We start from the raw sequence: 15,726 nt of genomic DNA, 5'->3' as shown, positions 1-15,726 counted from the left end.
CAGCATCTACATAGATAGTGAACCTGAATAATGGAAGCGAGCCTGGTTATAACCGTAATTGTCCATTATTTTAGCTTTCATGACCAAGGCAACTGGAAGGCACGCTTAAAATTGCCCAAAATTTGTAGGATTATTCTGAAAACCCGCCTTTTGTTAGGAGCGGGTGAAAAGCCCGGATAATTTAGTTCTTGGAAATCACTCAGGTTGAGTTAACTGACAATTCCTAGATTGTTGTAGATTTCGATGAGATTGCCATCAGGATCGCGAAAATGAGCTGTGCGGATTCCCCAACTGGGGCGATCTTGTGGTTGAGTTACAACGATCGCATTCTGATTTTTGACTTGCTCATAGACCTCATCCACGTTATCGACTGCGAAAATCAAGACAATTTTATCTCGATTGGCAATATAAGAAGGCTGTTCGACTCTTGGAACTACTTGAGCCATTAATTCTTGTTTGAACAAACCTAGCTTGAGATATCCGGTATTAAACTCAGCATATCCGCTATCTTCATCGCCCCAATCGACATCAAATTTCAGCAGATCCCGGTAGAACAGAAAAGAATCTTTGTAGTTGGAGACAAGCAGTCTCAGGTGTGTTAGCTGAAGCTTCATATCTGTTACCTTAGTCTACTAACTGTGAATTCTAGGTTCTGGGTGCAAAGTCGCCAGCAACTGACTTTCGATAATTGCTAATTCATCAAGCCGTTTCATAACAATTTCTTTGTCGAAGTAAGTAGCAGCTAATACCCAATATATACCGTAGTGACGCGCTTCGGATGCCATTAGCCCACGATAAAATTTTGCTAACTCTGGTTCTGGACAGTGAGCAGCTAATAGTCCCAGGCGTTCGTGAGAGCGAGCTTCTATTAAACCAGTGACTAGTAAGGAATCTAGAAATCGCTCAGGTTCTTTAGGGCGGACAACAGCTTTTAAACCCGCGCCGTAGGGAGGCGGTGGTAAGGGAGCTAAGGGAATATTCCGGCGTTCTAACCATTGGTTAACTAGCTCAAAGTGTTCTAGTTCTTCACGGGCGATCGCAGTTAGTTCCCGAACCATTTTAGTATTAGAAGGGTAGCGAAACATCATGTTCAAGGCTACGCCTGCTGCTTTGCGTTCACAGTGCGAGTGGTCGAGTAAGATGATATCTAAATTAGCGTAGGCGTAGCCCGCCGCAGGCATCGCTTGTTTAACCCAAGCAGAGCTAGTGGGTTGTTTCAGGGCGTTGATAGTTGGTAACTGAGTAAGCACATCAATCAATTTTGGATTTTGGATTTTGGATTTTGGATTTTTCCTTAAGACAAACAACGAATCGCCTCTAATAGACCTCTAGCTTTATTTAGCGTCTCTTCGTATTCTTTTTCTGGCTCAGAATCAGCTACCAAACCTGCACCGGCTTGCACGCTTACCGTATTATCATGCACTACCATTGTGCGAATTGCGATCGCAGTATTTAATTGCCCTTCAAAATCGTAATATCCATACACACCGGAATAAACACCCCGACGGCTAGACTCTAATTCGTGAATAATCTCCATCGCCCGAATCTTGGGTGCGCCGCTTACCGTACCTGCGGGGAAGCAAGCTTTCAATAAATCCCATGCTGTTTTACCAAGGGCTAATTTACCTACAACATTGCTGACTATGTGCATCACATGGGAATAGCGCTCAACTACCATTAATTCATCGACTTTGACGCTACCATTTTCACAAACACGCCCCAAATCATTCCGCCCTAAGTCTACAAGCATCACATGTTCGGCGACTTCCTTGGGATCTTCAAGTAAATCCTTCGCAAAGGCTGCATCTTCCTGGGTAGTTTTACCCCGTGGACGTGTCCCAGCAATTGGGCGTACTGTTGCTATGACTCCACCATCTGAATCGGTTTCGGCTTTCACCATCACTTCAGGACTCGAACCAATGATTTGCCAATTCTGGAAGTTAAAGTAAGCCATGTAAGGCGAAGGATTTATCTGACGTAGGGAGCGATAAAGGGCAAAGGGGTCGCCTGTGTATGCTGTTGATAGTCGCTGGGAAATTACTACTTGGAAGATATCGCCTGCTTTGATGTAGTCTTTGGCCTTTTGGACGCTAGCACAAAAATCTGGGCGGGTGAAATTACTATTGTACTCCTCTGCTGCTTTGCTCCCTTGCTCCTCTGCTTTCCTGCTCCCTGGCGGTTTCCATTCCAATCGAGTTTTTTCTGGCGATAGGGGGAGAGATAGCTTTTCGAGCATTTGGGTAACGCGATCGCACGCTTGTTGATATGCTGCTTTGAAATCTACTTTCTCTTCACGTAAATCAGCATAAGCGATCGCCCAAATTTTCCGCTTCACTTGGTCAAAAATCAGTAGGTGGTCTACCTGCATCCACAACCCATCAGGGATATTTCGCTCATCTGGTGGGTGAATTGGCACACGCGGCTCAATCCAGCGAATTAATTCATAACCCCAAAACCCAAATAAACCGCCAATTCCTGGCGGTAGCTGTGGTAACTTGACTGGGTGAAAAGGTGCTAAACATTCAGCTAAAGCTGTAAAGGGGTCACCTGGAAAAACGACCTGTGAACCATCGCGGTTTTTCTGCGTTGTGCGATCGCCCCTTGCTTCCAAAACCCACAAAGGATCGCAACCCACTAAGCTATAGCGTCCCAGTTTTTCCCCACCTTCGATGGATTCCAACAAAAAGCTATAGGGTTGACCTGCACATACTTTATACCAAGCAGATACGGGCGTATCTAAGTCTGCTACCCATTCTTGATATACCGGGACAAAGTTGCCTTGTTGCGCTAGGGTGGAAAACTGGGAAAAATCCGGAAACATCATTATTTTTCAAAAGTAATTGGTAATTGGTAATGGGTAATGGGTTTTTAATTACCAATTACCCATTACTAATTACCCATTAGCTACTAATAGCTAGTTACGGAGCGTCGTAGGTAGTAACACCGCTAAACTTAACTTTAGAGGGGCTGGGGTTTTGTCCGATACGACGGTCTACATAACGCACTTTGTCACGACCTGGGTTAACCTTTTCAGGGAATACACCATCAGCTGGGTGAAGTAAAGTGGTTTCTCCGTTGGGTAAAATCCGGTAAATTTTGTAATCTGTAATTTTGAGTTTCCGGAGTTGCTGACCGCCCAAAAAGATTCCATATTCTTTACGAGCTATATACAGCAGGTTTTCACCTTGCCGCATAACAGCAGCACCACCTGTAGGCAATTCAAAAACTTGCTCTTTCGGGCTAGTCCAAGTAATAGCGTACTTTTCTTCTAGGTCTGCTTTGTTTAGCAAGCCACCGGTGCTGCCACCGTATAGCGGGGTTTGTCCAGAGAGTGTTTCTGCCATAAGTGATTCTCTCAACGTTTTTAGGGAATCCTAACACCGCAACCAGGATCATATTGCGATCGCGTCATAGACTGTAACAGTTTTTAGTTATTGGGCATTGGGCATTGGGCATTGGGCATTGGGCATTGGGCATTTATCTTAACTATTTTCCCCTCATCTCCCTCATCTCCCTTATCTCCCTCATCTCCCTCATCCCATGCCCCATGCCCCATGCCCCATCCCTATTTACTCTTGACTTTTGTCCGCTTTTCCTCTTTACTACTCTGAACAATTGGTATAGTGAAGTGAAACTGACTACCCTGGTCTTTGCCTGTTGACTCTGCCCAAATTTCCCCACCCCAGCCATTAACAATTTGACGGCAAATAGCTAAACCAAGTCCAGTACCGCCAGTGGTGCGACGCAGCGCTCCCTCTTCTTGATAGAAGCGGTCAAAAACTACTTCTAAACGATTTGGTTCAATGCCGCGTCCAGTGTCTGCTACAGTTACCTCAACCTTTTGATGGCTGTTGTAAATCGCTTTAATGGTGATTTCTCCTTGGGGTGGCGTAAATTTACAGGCATTATCTATGAGTTTTGCCAGTACCTCTACTAGCCAATCACCGTCAGCTCTAACCAAAGGTAGGTTTTCGGCAATTTCAGTCTTGATTTTCGGCGGCTTTTCCGTTGAAGAACGCGTGCGATTGCGGCTGAGTGATAAATCTATACACTCTTGTAAGGTGAGGGATTCTGGATGCCATTCCACTCGGCCGCTTTCCAAGTTGGAAAGTGTGAGAAAATCTTGTACCAGTTTTCGCATCCGTTCTGAGTCGGAAAGAGCAGTGTTAAGCATGATTTGCTGTAACTCCAAAGGCATATCAGGCTCACTAGCAAGGCTTTCCAGGCACACTTGAATAGTGGATAAGGGGGTACGCAGTTCATGCCCGGTGATGGCTATGAGATTACTACGGGTGCGGTCTAGAGCTTCTAGCTGCTGGTTAAGTTCTTCTAGGTTGGCGTAAGCTTCCGCTTGGATGAGAGCTGCTCCCACTTGGGTGGCGATCGCTTCTACCAAATCTAATTCCCCAGGTTGGCATTCGTGCGGTGGCATTCGGCAATAGTGTAACTCCACAATGCCCAATAATCGCCCTTGATAGAATACTGGTTCCATTAGCCAAGAACGAATGGCAAACTTTTTGGCGATCAAGGAGAGGGCTGGCGAATTGTTCACACGAGGGTCATTTAGTGTATCGCTAATACAAACACCTTCACCTTGTTGCACTATGTCCTGAAATAGAGAATTTTTCTCTAACTCCCAGGTTTGCCCACGAAGCGATAAAATGCCGGGATTCAAAAACTCGTGTTCAATTATGGCTTGGCTATCTGTGGCTTGAGCGCGGTAAATTAGACAGCGACAAGCTTCTAGATGTTGTCCTAATTCTTGTGCCGCCACCTGGAGAACTTCGTGAGGATCGAGCGATCGCCTAATGGCTGTGCTAATCGAGTTGACTAATCGTTCTTTTCGTGCTTGGGCAGCAATGGAACGGTAGGCTTTGTGCAATTTGTACTGACTAGCTTGCAAGTAAGTTACTAAACGCTGCACAAAGGGATCTGTATCAATGTCACAAGCGTATTCATTGATCTGTTCTTCTCCAAAAAGGCTTCTCGGCTCTCCTATACCAAACCTCTGACGCGCCTCCTCAATTTTACTTGCCAGTTCTGGTCTGTAAACCAAAATCCTGTCTAACAGCAATTCAGCTGCTTTGAGGCTAACTCCCCTTTCCGATGTCCAAACTCCCTCAAATCTTCGCGCTGCGTCTATATCCAGATTAGGGCTTAGTTCTGGTAGTTGCTTGTTTTTGGCAATAGAACCAAGGCTTTCCCGGCAAACTAGACAAGTTGCATAATTGTCAGCAATCACTACCAAATGCCACTCATGGCTTAAGCCATCCGTTGGCTCAAAAGCAATCTTTTCGTAGTATTCTGAACTGTTGACAAAATCCGTTTCCGGAGCAGCTAATACGTATATTTGGTTACTCCGCAAGGCAAGTCGCTGATAGCGATGAGCTTCTTGGCGGTAGAATCGCTCTCGCTGGAAACTAGCAATTACAAGGGGTTGTGCTAAAGTCGCAGCCAAAACTTGATCTTCCATCGCATGGGAGAGCGCCGTTAGTGAAGCCTTAAAATATAGCTGGGGCCGCAAGTATGCTAGGGACTTTAGCAAATCACTCAGCACAGAAGTAGAAATGCTCATGAATTATTGTTAAACGCTCAACCTCGACAAGATCACAAGTCACAGCTGCATTGTACAAATTCCAAGGGACTCTCAAGTTAAATAGAGAGTTGCAATATGTAAAGAACGCGCTTAAGCACTTTCTGCCAAAGCAGGCGTAACACTTTGTTACCAATTAAGAGTGCATACAGCTTGATTTGTTGATTGGCAACCTACTACGCCCAATATACATTCTCAACCAAGTTTGCAATATGCTTGCACAACCAAAATATTTCCGTACTAAGTACCAAGCTACTAATTGTTGTATATTTTGAAATATTTTATTCATCGATAACCACTGATTCTTTATTGATAGTCCACATATAGGGAAAGTAGCCCGTTGTAGACATCGCCTACTTTGCCTACGTTGATTTATGCCTACTAAATAAATTTTCTTATCTAAAAATCATTACTGCTACATTCACATAATTTAATCAATAATTATTGATTAATTTTAATCAATTAATGAATTATCATAAATTAGTCTAATCAAATACTATGGATTTTTAAAACAAAATCGTATAATTAGGAGAAAACAAATAATTTCCGCCCTATAAGTGCGGAGAGTGTCAATTTAGAGTTATAAATAAATTTATAAATATCTGCTTATACGGGTTTGAGCGCTACTATGTTGTCAGCAGTAGTTAAGTGTTATTTTGGCTTCAATGGCTCAAGCAAGTTTTAGAAAGCGTCTTTTTTTTGAAAGTTGTGAGGGTCAGCAATCTTTACTCAGAAGACCACAAAAATATAGACCTGTACACGGAACTTTGGCTAATGACACCGGATACGCTAATCACCCCGGAAAAAATTTTCCTGGATGGAAAAACTTTTATTCCTGCTGAACAATTACCTATCCCGGAGTGGCCTTGTGTTGTGAGTGAAAGACCACAACCGACACTGACGGTTAAAGATGATGATTTATTTTTTGTGACGGATACTGTTGGGAACATTTCTGGCTGTTCCCTTAATGATGGCAATCCCAGCATGGGATTGTTTTGCTGTGATACGAGATTTCTCAATCGTTTGGAGTTGCAAATTGAAGGGCGATCGCCTGTACTTCTCAGTAGTACTGCCGAGAAAGGGTTTTCACTCTCAGCTTTGTGTACCAACCCCAGAATCGACGAACGCCTGAGAGCTGAAACTGTGGGAATTCGCCGGGAAATGGTTCTCAATGGCGCACTATTTGAAGAAATAGAAGTATCTAACTACAGCACAACTACTGTCAATTTTGAACTAACCATCAGCTTTGATGCGGATTTTGTTGATTTATTTGAAGTCCGGGGCTATGACAGAGAAAAACGAGGTAGGCTTTTACGTCTAGTAGAACCGACGGCTGAAGAAGGAATTTCTCTAGCCGATGGTGTTTCGCCTATACCCAAAGAGCCACCAACTTTTAGGGAAGAATCCTTAACACTTGCCTATCAAGGTTTGGATGGCTCAGTAATGGAATCCCGTATTTTATTCCAGCATCGCCAACCAGACTATTTCAAGGGTTACACTGCGGTTTGGCAGCTAGAGTTGGCTTCTCACGAAACTCAAAAGTTGGGCTACCGAGTGAGCATGTTGAAAAACAACCAGTCTAGTTCAACCGTGAGCGCCGCCTTCACTTTAGGACAGGCAAAAGCTGCTGAGTTGATGGAGGAGCAACACTGGCTACAGCAAATAACACGCATTAGCTCAGATAAAAGCATTTTCAATCGAGTGATTGAACGAGCCGAGCAAGATATGTATTTGTTGCGTCAGTCTTTTGGTAAGCATAAGACAGTTTCGGCTGGAGTGCCGTGGTTTTCGACACTATTTGGGCGGGATTCTTTGATTACAGCTTCTCAAGCCCTGATGTTAAACTCGGAAATTGCCAAAGAAACCTTGATATTGCTTGCGGCATACCAAGGTAAAATCGAGGACGAATGGCGCGAAGAAGAACCGGGAAAGATTTTACACGAGTTACGTTTGGGAGAAATGGCTCGTTGTCAAGAAATTCCCCATACACCCTATTACGGTACAGTTGATGCGACTCCCCTGTGGCTGATGCTGTATGCCGAACATTATGCTTGGACTCACGATCACGAACTTCTAGAGCAACTTTGGCCAAATGCTCTAGCAGCAATGGACTGGATTGATCGCAATACGAAAGAAACCAGTTACCTGAGTTACTTCCGTAAATCCAAACGTGGTCTTCCTAACCAAGGTTGGAAAGATTCTGATGACTGTATCGTAAATCACAAGGGAGAATTAGCCAACGGCCCAATTGCCTTGTGTGAAGTGCAAGCTTATGTCTATGCTGCAAAAATGCGTCTAGCAGAAATCGCTAGGATGAAAAAGCGGCTTGATTTGGCAGATCGTTGGCAAGAAGAGGCCAGAAATCTTAAAGTTCGTTTTAATCGAGATTTTTGGGTAGAAGATTTAGATTTCTGTGCTTTGGCTTTGGATGGAGATGGCAAGCCAGTAGACAGTATTACCTCAAATCCTGGTCATTGTCTGCAATTGGGCCTCTTCAATCACGAAAGAGCCTATAGTGTCGCAGAACGGTTGCGAGCGCCAGATATGTTTAATGGTTGGGGCATTCGGACTCTGAGTAGTTTGTCACCCGCTTACAATCCAATGGGTTATCACACTGGTTCTGTTTGGCCCCATGATAACGCTTTGATTGCAATGGGATTGCGATCGCTCGGTCTTATCGATCAAGCCCTAGAAATTTTCCAAGGTTTATTCGACATGACGAGTCAGCAGCCTTATCAACGTCCTCCAGAACTCTTCTGCGGCTACGAACGGAACGGTGATAATGCCCCTGTACAGTATCCAGTTGCCTGCACTCCCCAAGCTTGGGCTACTGGCAGTGTTTTCCAACTACTGCAAATGATGGTTAACTTAGTGCCTGATGCTCAAAATAACTGCTTGCGAATAATCGACCCCGCTTTGCCAGAATCGATTAATCGTCTGTCATTTCATAATTTGCGAGTCGGCCCCACCATCCTCGATTTAGAATTCGAGCGTTCTGGGACTACGACGGCTTGTCGCGTTGCGAAAAAACGCGGTAATTTGCGGGTAGTTATTGAAGCTTAGGAAGAGACGCGATTAATCGTGTCTGTACTAGGGAGTAGGAAATTCCCTATTCCCTATTTTATGCTTGGTAATATGACATGAAATTCAGCACCCATGCCCTACTATCTACTCCAATCAACGCAGTATTAGTCTGCTTCATCGCCAGTGTGTAGACTTCTTAAAAGCTGCTCTGTAAGCTCGATCAATTCATATACAGAATTTTGCGTAATTTGTGTAGTTTTGAAGCCATGAGCAATAGAATTACGTAATGGGAGTGCATTCATTAGTAACTGATACTCAGATTTTGAAATTACACCTTCAATTGCTAATTGCTTCACCAAATAGAGTGGATCAAATCTTTGTAAACTTAGCTCTTCCTTTTGGGCAATAAGTCTCAAAGTTGCTTCTACTGAAGACCAGGAATATAAAAGAGCTAATTCTGGATGTTGCGTTGTAAGTTGCTTTGCTACTTGCAACTGTGATTCTATTTCATGCTTTTGAAGAGAAGCCTCTGCTTTGAGAGAATACGTTGTATCCTCCGGGTTGGTCATTACTAATTCAAATCTCCAACCAGGATGTTTTTCTACCGCTTGAGCTAAATTACCTAAATATTGATTAGAAGAAGAGGAATGCTACTGTTACTAACTGTTGCTGCGTCGCTCAGTCACTTCGCTGAGTGCTTCACGAATTATTTCATCACTCACACCATGCCTTTTCAGGCTCAACCTGTACCAAGTGAACAACATAATGTTAACTTACCAGCCTACGACGCGATCGCTTCAAGTTCAAGGATGGTAAAAAATTTCTGCTAAAAAAGGTTAAGGATGTAAAAACAACAATAATTTACACCCAAATTCTTGTACAAACGCGATTAATCGCGTCTCTACGTTATGCTTCCTCAGAATTATCTCTTTTATGTCCTGGGGATGCTTCGTAAAGTGCATCGAGATGTTGACGCGCATCTTCAACGTTAATCGAACGCATTACCAAAAGTGGCTCTTTAATTAATTTGCCAGTGCTATCTAATAACTCTGGATGCGGTACAAACTGTTTTTTTGATGAATAATAACCATAGTTGCCTTGATTATTCATTGGCGAGGAATTCGTCGGGTAAGTTCGCTCCCGATCAAAACTGAACATAATCAGGTTACGAATTAAGTTGCCAACAGCTATAAATGCAAGGATTGTAAAAGCAAGAATGTAAAGCAGGTGTAACATTAGATTTTCCTCCAGGACAACAATTTTTAAAACTTTATTTTCATTTTGTAACGCTTTGTTTCGCCGACCCTGTAGATCACAGTTAAGACGAGTATTTGACGCACTTTTTATGCGATTACATTTATATGGAGCTATTTGTCAACCGTTATTCCACTTACGGTAGCATAGGATACATTACTTTGTTAATCCAAAAAAAGTTAAGAAAGTGTTAAGAGATATTTACTATTTCTTTGACGGTTAGTTTACCGTCTGGTGTAGATGCAAAGAGGGTTGTCGTTATATATCGCTATAGCAGATGCTTTCATCTGTTGCTTAGGCTTCACGCGTTTGGCGAAAGCGCATTGCAACATTCCAGCATTCTGTTACTAATTGATGCCAAGGCATTAATGTTGCCATATCAATTCCAACTTGTTTATCAGTAGCTGTAAACAGCATCTTCGCCGTATTTAGTTCATCCTGCGCTTGCTTAACCCGCAAAAGCAAGTCAGATTGCTCTTGGTGACTCATAAATGATAGTTGCTCGGTTTCCAGTAAATGACGCGATCGCGTAAACCAATGCTGAAAATCTTCCAGCAGGGGTTCTAAAACCGTTTTTAGCAAATCAGTCCCTGGTAAATTTGAGTCTGACATAAATGAGAAGAATATTTCAAACTTTCTTACTAATATTAACGTTATTTACGTTTCTTAATATTTTTTTTAATTTTCTCATAATTTGCGGATGTAAAAAATTGTAACAAATAACACAGATTTTATTATATAGTCTTGATATAGGGTTTGTACAGTGTCTTTGGAGAGGCGTCTAGAGGTATAGCTGACACCTAGTTGGAAATTTAGCGATGTCTACGACGGGCTACGCCTACGCGTCAAATCCTGAATTTAATACTCAGCGAACCAATGAAAAATTTATCTTTATCCCCTATCACAAATTAAGCCAGTAGTTAGAAGATAAAGGTGAAAAAAGCAAAAATCAAAGTCGTTATAGTTGAATAAGCCTACAGATTCAGATAAATCACCTTTTGTAATCACTTCGCCAATGGTTCAGCAGCCAATGTCGCCAAATTCATCAAATCAGTCCGAACAGTCAGAACAAGTTGAAAAAATTTATTTACCGCGTACCAGCGAATCGGAGAACTTAAAGAAGATTCGCCACACTGCTTCCCATGTTATGGCAATGGCAGTACAAAAGCTGTTTCCCAAGGCGCAAGTTACAATCGGCCCTTGGATTGAAAACGGTTTTTACTACGACTTCGACAATCCAGAACCATTTAGCGAAAATGATCTTAAAGCCATCAAAAAAGAGATGGCGAAGATTATTAATCGCAAGTTGGCAGTTATTCGAGAAGAAGTCAGCCGCGAAGAAGCCGAACGCCGGATTCAGGAAATTAACGAACCTTACAAGCTAGAAATCCTGGCAGATATCAAAAAGGAACCAATCACAATTTACCACCTGGGGAATGAATGGTGGGATTTGTGTGCGGGGCCTCATCTGGAAAATACTAGTGAATTAAACCCCAAGGCGATTGAACTAGAAAGCGTTGCTGGTGCTTATTGGCGTGGGGATGAAACTAAAGCCCAATTACAACGCATCTACGCTACCGCTTGGGAAAGTCCAGAACAACTCGCTGAATATAAGCGACGGAAAGAAGAAGCACTGCGGCGAGATCACCGGAAGCTGGGTAAGGAACTGGGATTATTTGTATTTTCTGATTTAGTAGGGCCAGGTTTACCTTTATGGACACCCAAAGGCACTTTGTTAAGGAGTACTTTAGAAGACTTTCTCAAGCAAGAACAGTTAAAACGGGGTTATTTATCTGTAGTAACGCCTCACATTGCCAGAGTAGACTTATTTAAAACCTCTGGACATTGGCAGAAATATAAAGAAGATATGTTCCCCTTAATGGCAGACGATCAAGAAGCTGCTGCACAGGAACAGGGCTTCGTTATGAAGCCGATGAACTGCCCCTTCCATATCCAAATATATAAGAGTGAGTTACGCTCTTATCGAGAACTACCGATGCGCTTGGCGGAATTTGGTACTGTTTACCGCTACGAACAATCAGGGGAATTGGGTGGTTTAACACGGGTGCGCGGTTTTACTGTGGATGACTCTCACCTGTTCGTCACCCCAGAACAGCTAGATAGTGAATTCCTTAGTGTGGTGGATTTGATTTTGTCGGTGTTCAATAAGCTGCAACTGAAGAACTTTAAAGCTAGACTCAGCTTCCGAGATCCAGCTAGTGATAAGTACATCGGTTCCGATGAAGTTTGGGACAAAGCCGAAGGTGCAATTCGCCGTGCAGTTGAAACCTTGGGGATGGATCACTTTGAAGGTATTGGAGAAGCGGCATTTTATGGCCCCAAACTCGATTTTATCTTTAGTGATGCTCTAGAACGGGAGTGGCAATTAGGAACTGTGCAGGTAGATTACAACTTGCCAGAACGCTTTGATTTGGAGTACGTTGCCGAAGATGGTGTTCGCAAACGTCCAGTGATGATTCACCGTGCGCCTTTTGGTTCTCTAGAACGACTAATTGGGATCTTAATTGAAGAATATGCGGGCGATTTCCCTTTGTGGTTAGCGCCAGTGCAAGCTAGATTACTCCCAGTGGGTGATACACAGTTAGACTTTGCTAAAGATGTAGTAGCGAAAATGAAAGCGTTAGGCATCCGTGCAGAAGTTGATACTAGTGGCGATCGCTTAGGTAAACAAATTCGCAATGCAGAGAAAGAAAAAATACCCGTGATGGCTGTGGTGGGAGCTAAAGAAGTGGAAACCAACACTTTGAGTATCCGTACTCGCGCCTCTGGGGAATTGGGAGTTATCCCTGTCGATGAGGTGGTAGATAAAATGAAGGATGCGATCGCTAAGTTCGAGAATTTCTAAAATCTAACCGCAGACGCACACTAATTATAATTGGTGTGCGTTTTTTCTAGTAGATCAGATTATTAGCTAGCTGTTAGGTTTTGGCAAAGGTGCGATGTCTACGACGAGCTTCTCTACGAGACGCTAGGTGTAGCTTGCTTCCCGAAGGGTACGCTTACGCAACGTATTTAATATCAAAAACTCATTTTAATCTTAACTTTTCATGGCATTTAAACCAATTCGCAATTCGCAATTACGTTTTGTGACGGGGATTTAGACCCCGACACAAAACGTGCTGCCTATCTTGCTGGGGACTTAAACCCCCAAAGTTCGTTAAAAGGTTAAAAAGTATCACAGACAACAAAACTTTTCTCAATCAGCGCACCGAAAAAAACTTTTTGATTTATTCAAGACTGATAGCATAGATTTAAAGACTTGTGGAATCTGCTCTTCCTAAACAGACTAGACTTGCATAAATTAATGTCAATAATTTTTGACTAAAATTATGAACCGCTTTACCTCTATTTTGCTGGCTGGTTTGATAGCATCTGCATCAGCTTTGGCTATTTCTCCAAAAGCTGATGCTAATACACCAGCGTCTTATCTTGCTGAGTTAGATAGCTACGGCTATCAACGCAACGATGATCGGAACTACGAACGTCATAGTCGTCACCACAGAAATGGTGATTATGACCGCCAGAACGACCTTCGCAACATTCGTGACAATAATGATCGCTATGAGCGCGATTATAACCGTCGCTATGAGCGCGATCGTAACTATCGCTATGAGCGCGAAAATAATCGTCGCTATGAACGTGATCATAACTATCGCTATGAGCGTGATCATAATCACCGCTATGAGCGCAACAATAACTACCGCTATGAGCGCGATAATAACCTTCGCAACATTCGTGATAATAACTATCGCTATGAGCGCGATCGCGACTGGGGTCGTGGTTAATCTCTTTGCCTACCTATTAAGCTTAGTTTCAAGTGAACTGAGCATTGATTCTACTTGGCGGTAGGACAGGCACAATCTCTCTTTCCATTCATTCCAATATCTGACTTTTCATGTCATATAGAAAACCTCGCTTATATTCCTTAGTAAGGACGCTTGCTCAGAGTTTAGGTTTAGCATTAACTTTTCTACATGACGTGAAAAGTGAGATTTTTATTAAATCAACAACAGGACTTACGCAAATAATAGCCAAAACTTGAAAAACCACTACTGACCCTTGAGATTAACTATTGACTCGACGGGTGGGAGAATTACCCCAAGAGCTGCTAGACCGTATTGAAACTCTCTCCTTAGAACAATTAGAAAATCTCGGTGAAGCATTGTTGGATTTTCAGGCTCAAGCGGATTTAGAAACCTGGTTTAGTACATTAGACGTAGGAGTGAAAATCACGTAGGCACAATTTATGAATTATGCCTATCAAAGATTTCGGGAAACGCATAATTAATTTCACTCCTATGTCTATTAGATGAATTTTTCCATTTGAGCCAGTGTCTGATGGCGCTAGGGAAAAAAATAGTTTTAGAAGAACGAAAGCGAGTTGAGCTTGTCAGATTGCCGCATTAAAGCTCAATTAACTTGAAGCCCCAAGGTTTGAGAGCCGCTAGAGCTATTTCTGGATTTACACCTTCATAAGCCTCCCATTCCAACGGATGCTCTTTAGGATGTCCGTCACCGACATTACCTGCAACTTTGATTATTGGACAATTAGCGATGCGATCGCGCTCCAACCCTCTTGGAATTGCTAGTTGGATTTTGTGACCGATAAACTTTGCTGTACTTTCATTAGCTACAGATTCACGGATTAAACAAATATCACCAGCAGTCCCCCAAGTAGTTTGGTAAATGTGGAGGAACGATATATAAGTGGCTGGTTTGATGGGTTTTTTGAGAACGTGCATTATCTGTAATCCTTACACTATGAGTCAAAAATCATAAATCATACAAGTATTTTCTATCACGTTCGTAGGGAAGAATGTTTTTACTTAACATTTTGCACCTAGCCCAGATGATTATAAATCGTCTGATAGAATATAGCAGTTTTCAATTACTCCAATAGGTTTACGCTCTCCAAATTTAGCGTTAGCCTTTGAAAATGATGTCGTATAGTGACAAAAGAATCTCTACTACAATCAGAATCACCACATACCACTCTACTCGCTGGCTGCTGCTATGCTGCATGAACTCCAGCACAGTTTGTGCAGTTTGGGAAATTAAATCTAGTTTGCGTTCTAGAGCATGGTGACGTTCACGGATTTCGTATTCGTCCTCCAAGCGCAGATATAAGTTTTCTAGCTGTGGAGCTTCCCAGAGTAACTCCGGCTTATCGATAATCTCTACTTGACCAACAATCTTATGTTGAACTAATAAAGTAGTCCCAAGTTGACGCAGTAATTCCCGGCTCTGGCGTCTACTCCTGTTTTCACGCTGGAGACTAGCTGCAAAGGGTTCAATTTGATCAAATACACCCGCTAGGCTAGTTTCATAGTGAGACAGCACAACACTCTTGGCGAGAATATCAGCCACTATCTGCAAGCGTTCTACGCTAAATTCATGCAGCGAAATTTTTCCTTCTTTAACTCGCTCACTCTGTGCTACGTTGAGATGAATTTCCACCTCTTCTGTTTCTGGGTTGGCAAAAGAGCCGCTAACTTGAGAGGATAATTTGGTCAAGAAGGCTACCTTTTCCACTGGCTCAAGGTTAAACAGGACAACTGCACCATAGTTCAGCAGTACTGCACAGCCGTGTTCACCAACTGAAACTATTACTGGCATAGTCGCCAAGCAAATGTAATTCTCCAAGTTCTGTAAGTTAATCTTTTTACCAAGGAATAGGGCCTGCGCTCTAAATCTATCTCTGTCATTAAAAAGAAGTTTTTGCATTGTCGCCCTATGCTAGATTCTGCTTGCTGAACTGCTCAAGTAGCGATGTCTACGACGGGCTACGCCTACGCAATTCATGCCTGTTATTGGAAATCGCTACTATCTCAGCT

At 42.8% G+C, this 15,726-nt stretch carries 14 protein-coding genes and 2 pseudogenes; 5 read left to right on the top strand and 11 right to left on the bottom strand.

Features of this window, described 5'->3' with window-relative positions; translation table 11 throughout:
- Nucleotides 1-209: 209 nt before the first annotated feature.
- From CDC33_RS10235 to CDC33_RS10210, 6 genes are all read right to left on the bottom strand, one after another.
- On the bottom strand, nt 210-614 hold the full coding sequence (locus tag CDC33_RS10235) for a VOC family protein (protein WP_109008391.1): 405 nt from the start codon (nt 612-614) through the stop codon (nt 210-212).
- 18 nt (nt 615-632) lie between these two features.
- Nucleotides 633-1,250 carry a MiaE family protein gene (locus CDC33_RS10230; protein WP_109012526.1) on the bottom strand — a complete coding sequence of 206 codons (618 nt, stop codon included), beginning with the start codon at nt 1,248-1,250 and terminating at the stop codon, nt 633-635.
- Between the two features lie 44 nt (nt 1,251-1,294).
- Nucleotides 1,295-2,824, bottom strand: a complete 1,530-nt coding sequence (gene trpE, locus CDC33_RS10225; protein ID WP_109008390.1) for an anthranilate synthase component I — start codon at nt 2,822-2,824, stop codon at nt 1,295-1,297.
- A gap of 94 nt (nt 2,825-2,918) precedes the next feature.
- Nucleotides 2,919-3,344 (bottom strand): photosystem I reaction center subunit II PsaD, encoded by a 426-nt coding sequence (locus CDC33_RS10220; protein WP_109008389.1) that lies wholly within the window; start codon nt 3,342-3,344, stop codon nt 2,919-2,921.
- Between the two features lie 83 nt (nt 3,345-3,427).
- Nucleotides 3,428-3,556 (bottom strand): histidine kinase, encoded by a 129-nt coding sequence (locus CDC33_RS10215; RefSeq protein ID WP_109008388.1) that lies wholly within the window; start codon nt 3,554-3,556, stop codon nt 3,428-3,430.
- A gap of 9 nt (nt 3,557-3,565) precedes the next feature.
- A complete protein-coding gene (locus tag CDC33_RS10210) occupies nt 3,566-5,575 on the bottom strand; it encodes a DICT sensory domain-containing protein (RefSeq protein ID WP_109008387.1) in 2,010 nt (669 codons plus the stop codon).
- A 792-nt stretch (nt 5,576-6,367) separates the two neighbouring features.
- On the opposite strand from CDC33_RS10210, the gene CDC33_RS10205 reads away from it, so the two are divergent.
- Complete coding sequence (locus CDC33_RS10205; protein WP_109012525.1) at nt 6,368-8,656, top strand: amylo-alpha-1,6-glucosidase; 2,289 nt, start codon at nt 6,368-6,370, stop codon at nt 8,654-8,656.
- A gap of 125 nt (nt 8,657-8,781) precedes the next feature.
- Here the strand turns inward: CDC33_RS10205 and CDC33_RS10200 are convergent.
- Nucleotides 8,782-9,252, bottom strand: a pseudogene (locus tag CDC33_RS10200) (hypothetical protein); the annotation flags it as partial.
- Between the two features lie 12 nt (nt 9,253-9,264).
- Between CDC33_RS10200 and CDC33_RS37745 the strand changes: the two are divergent.
- A complete protein-coding gene (locus CDC33_RS37745; RefSeq protein ID WP_146195797.1) occupies nt 9,265-9,447 on the top strand; it encodes a hypothetical protein in 183 nt (60 codons plus the stop codon).
- A 76-nt stretch (nt 9,448-9,523) separates the two neighbouring features.
- Here the strand turns inward: CDC33_RS37745 and CDC33_RS10195 are convergent, their stop codons facing one another.
- Both CDC33_RS10195 and CDC33_RS10190 read right to left on the bottom strand, forming a co-directional pair.
- Complete coding sequence (locus CDC33_RS10195) at nt 9,524-9,853, bottom strand: DUF2973 domain-containing protein (protein WP_109008386.1); 330 nt, start codon at nt 9,851-9,853, stop codon at nt 9,524-9,526.
- Nucleotides 9,854-10,165: 312 nt separating this feature from the next.
- On the bottom strand, nt 10,166-10,483 hold the full coding sequence (locus CDC33_RS10190) for a DUF2605 domain-containing protein (RefSeq protein ID WP_109008385.1): 318 nt from the start codon (nt 10,481-10,483) through the stop codon (nt 10,166-10,168).
- 403 nt (nt 10,484-10,886) lie between these two features.
- Here CDC33_RS10190 and thrS point away from each other — a divergent pair, with 403 nt between their 5' ends.
- The 3 genes and pseudogenes from thrS to CDC33_RS10175 form a co-directional block, all read left to right on the top strand.
- Complete coding sequence (gene thrS / locus CDC33_RS10185; RefSeq protein ID WP_109012524.1) at nt 10,887-12,737, top strand: threonine--tRNA ligase; 1,851 nt, start codon at nt 10,887-10,889, stop codon at nt 12,735-12,737.
- Nucleotides 12,738-13,221: 484 nt separating this feature from the next.
- Nucleotides 13,222-13,677 carry a hypothetical protein gene (locus tag CDC33_RS10180; RefSeq protein ID WP_244919194.1) on the top strand — a complete coding sequence of 152 codons (456 nt, stop codon included), beginning with the start codon at nt 13,222-13,224 and terminating at the stop codon, nt 13,675-13,677.
- A gap of 284 nt (nt 13,678-13,961) precedes the next feature.
- Nucleotides 13,962-14,129, top strand: a pseudogene (locus tag CDC33_RS10175) (DUF4351 domain-containing protein); the annotation flags it as partial.
- A gap of 166 nt (nt 14,130-14,295) precedes the next feature.
- On the opposite strand, the gene CDC33_RS10170 reads toward CDC33_RS10175, so the two are convergent.
- Both CDC33_RS10170 and CDC33_RS10165 read right to left on the bottom strand, forming a co-directional pair.
- A complete protein-coding gene (locus CDC33_RS10170) occupies nt 14,296-14,634 on the bottom strand; it encodes a hypothetical protein (protein WP_109008383.1) in 339 nt (112 codons plus the stop codon).
- Between the two features lie 181 nt (nt 14,635-14,815).
- A complete protein-coding gene (locus CDC33_RS10165) occupies nt 14,816-15,616 on the bottom strand; it encodes an RMD1 family protein (RefSeq protein WP_109008382.1) in 801 nt (266 codons plus the stop codon).
- Nucleotides 15,617-15,726 lie beyond the last annotated feature (110 nt).

Origin of the sequence: Nostoc commune NIES-4072 (assembly GCF_003113895.1) — a bacterium.
Classification (GTDB): Bacteria; Cyanobacteriota; Cyanobacteriia; order Cyanobacteriales; family Nostocaceae; genus Nostoc; species Nostoc commune.
The sequence above is the reverse complement of the archived record's forward strand: the minus strand, read 5'-3'. Positions and strand labels throughout refer to the sequence as shown.

Bases quoted from the DNA above. Each gene is read 5' to 3' on its own strand.
- CDC33_RS10235 (WP_109008391.1), bottom strand. From the start codon at position 614: ATGAAGCTTCAGCTAACACACCTGAGACTGCTTGTCTCCAACTACAAA.
- CDC33_RS37745 (WP_146195797.1), top strand. From the start codon at position 9,265: ATGCTACTGTTACTAACTGTTGCTGCGTCGCTCAGTCACTTCGCTGAG.
- CDC33_RS10190 (WP_109008385.1), bottom strand. From the start codon at position 10,483: ATGTCAGACTCAAATTTACCAGGGACTGATTTGCTAAAAACGGTTTTA.
- CDC33_RS10205 (WP_109012525.1), top strand. From the start codon at position 6,368: ATGACACCGGATACGCTAATCACCCCGGAAAAAATTTTCCTGGATGGA.
- CDC33_RS10170 (WP_109008383.1), bottom strand. From the start codon at position 14,634: ATGCACGTTCTCAAAAAACCCATCAAACCAGCCACTTATATATCGTTC.
- CDC33_RS10215 (WP_109008388.1), bottom strand. From the start codon at position 3,556: ATGGGGCATGGGGCATGGGATGAGGGAGATGAGGGAGATAAGGGAGAT.
- CDC33_RS10220 (WP_109008389.1), bottom strand. From the start codon at position 3,344: ATGGCAGAAACACTCTCTGGACAAACCCCGCTATACGGTGGCAGCACC.
- CDC33_RS10165 (WP_109008382.1), bottom strand. From the start codon at position 15,616: ATGCAAAAACTTCTTTTTAATGACAGAGATAGATTTAGAGCGCAGGCC.
- trpE (WP_109008390.1), bottom strand. From the start codon at position 2,824: ATGATGTTTCCGGATTTTTCCCAGTTTTCCACCCTAGCGCAACAAGGC.
- CDC33_RS10210 (WP_109008387.1), bottom strand. From the start codon at position 5,575: ATGAGCATTTCTACTTCTGTGCTGAGTGATTTGCTAAAGTCCCTAGCA.
- thrS (WP_109012524.1), top strand. From the start codon at position 10,887: ATGGTTCAGCAGCCAATGTCGCCAAATTCATCAAATCAGTCCGAACAG.
- CDC33_RS10195 (WP_109008386.1), bottom strand. From the start codon at position 9,853: ATGTTACACCTGCTTTACATTCTTGCTTTTACAATCCTTGCATTTATA.
- CDC33_RS10180 (WP_244919194.1), top strand. From the start codon at position 13,222: ATGAACCGCTTTACCTCTATTTTGCTGGCTGGTTTGATAGCATCTGCA.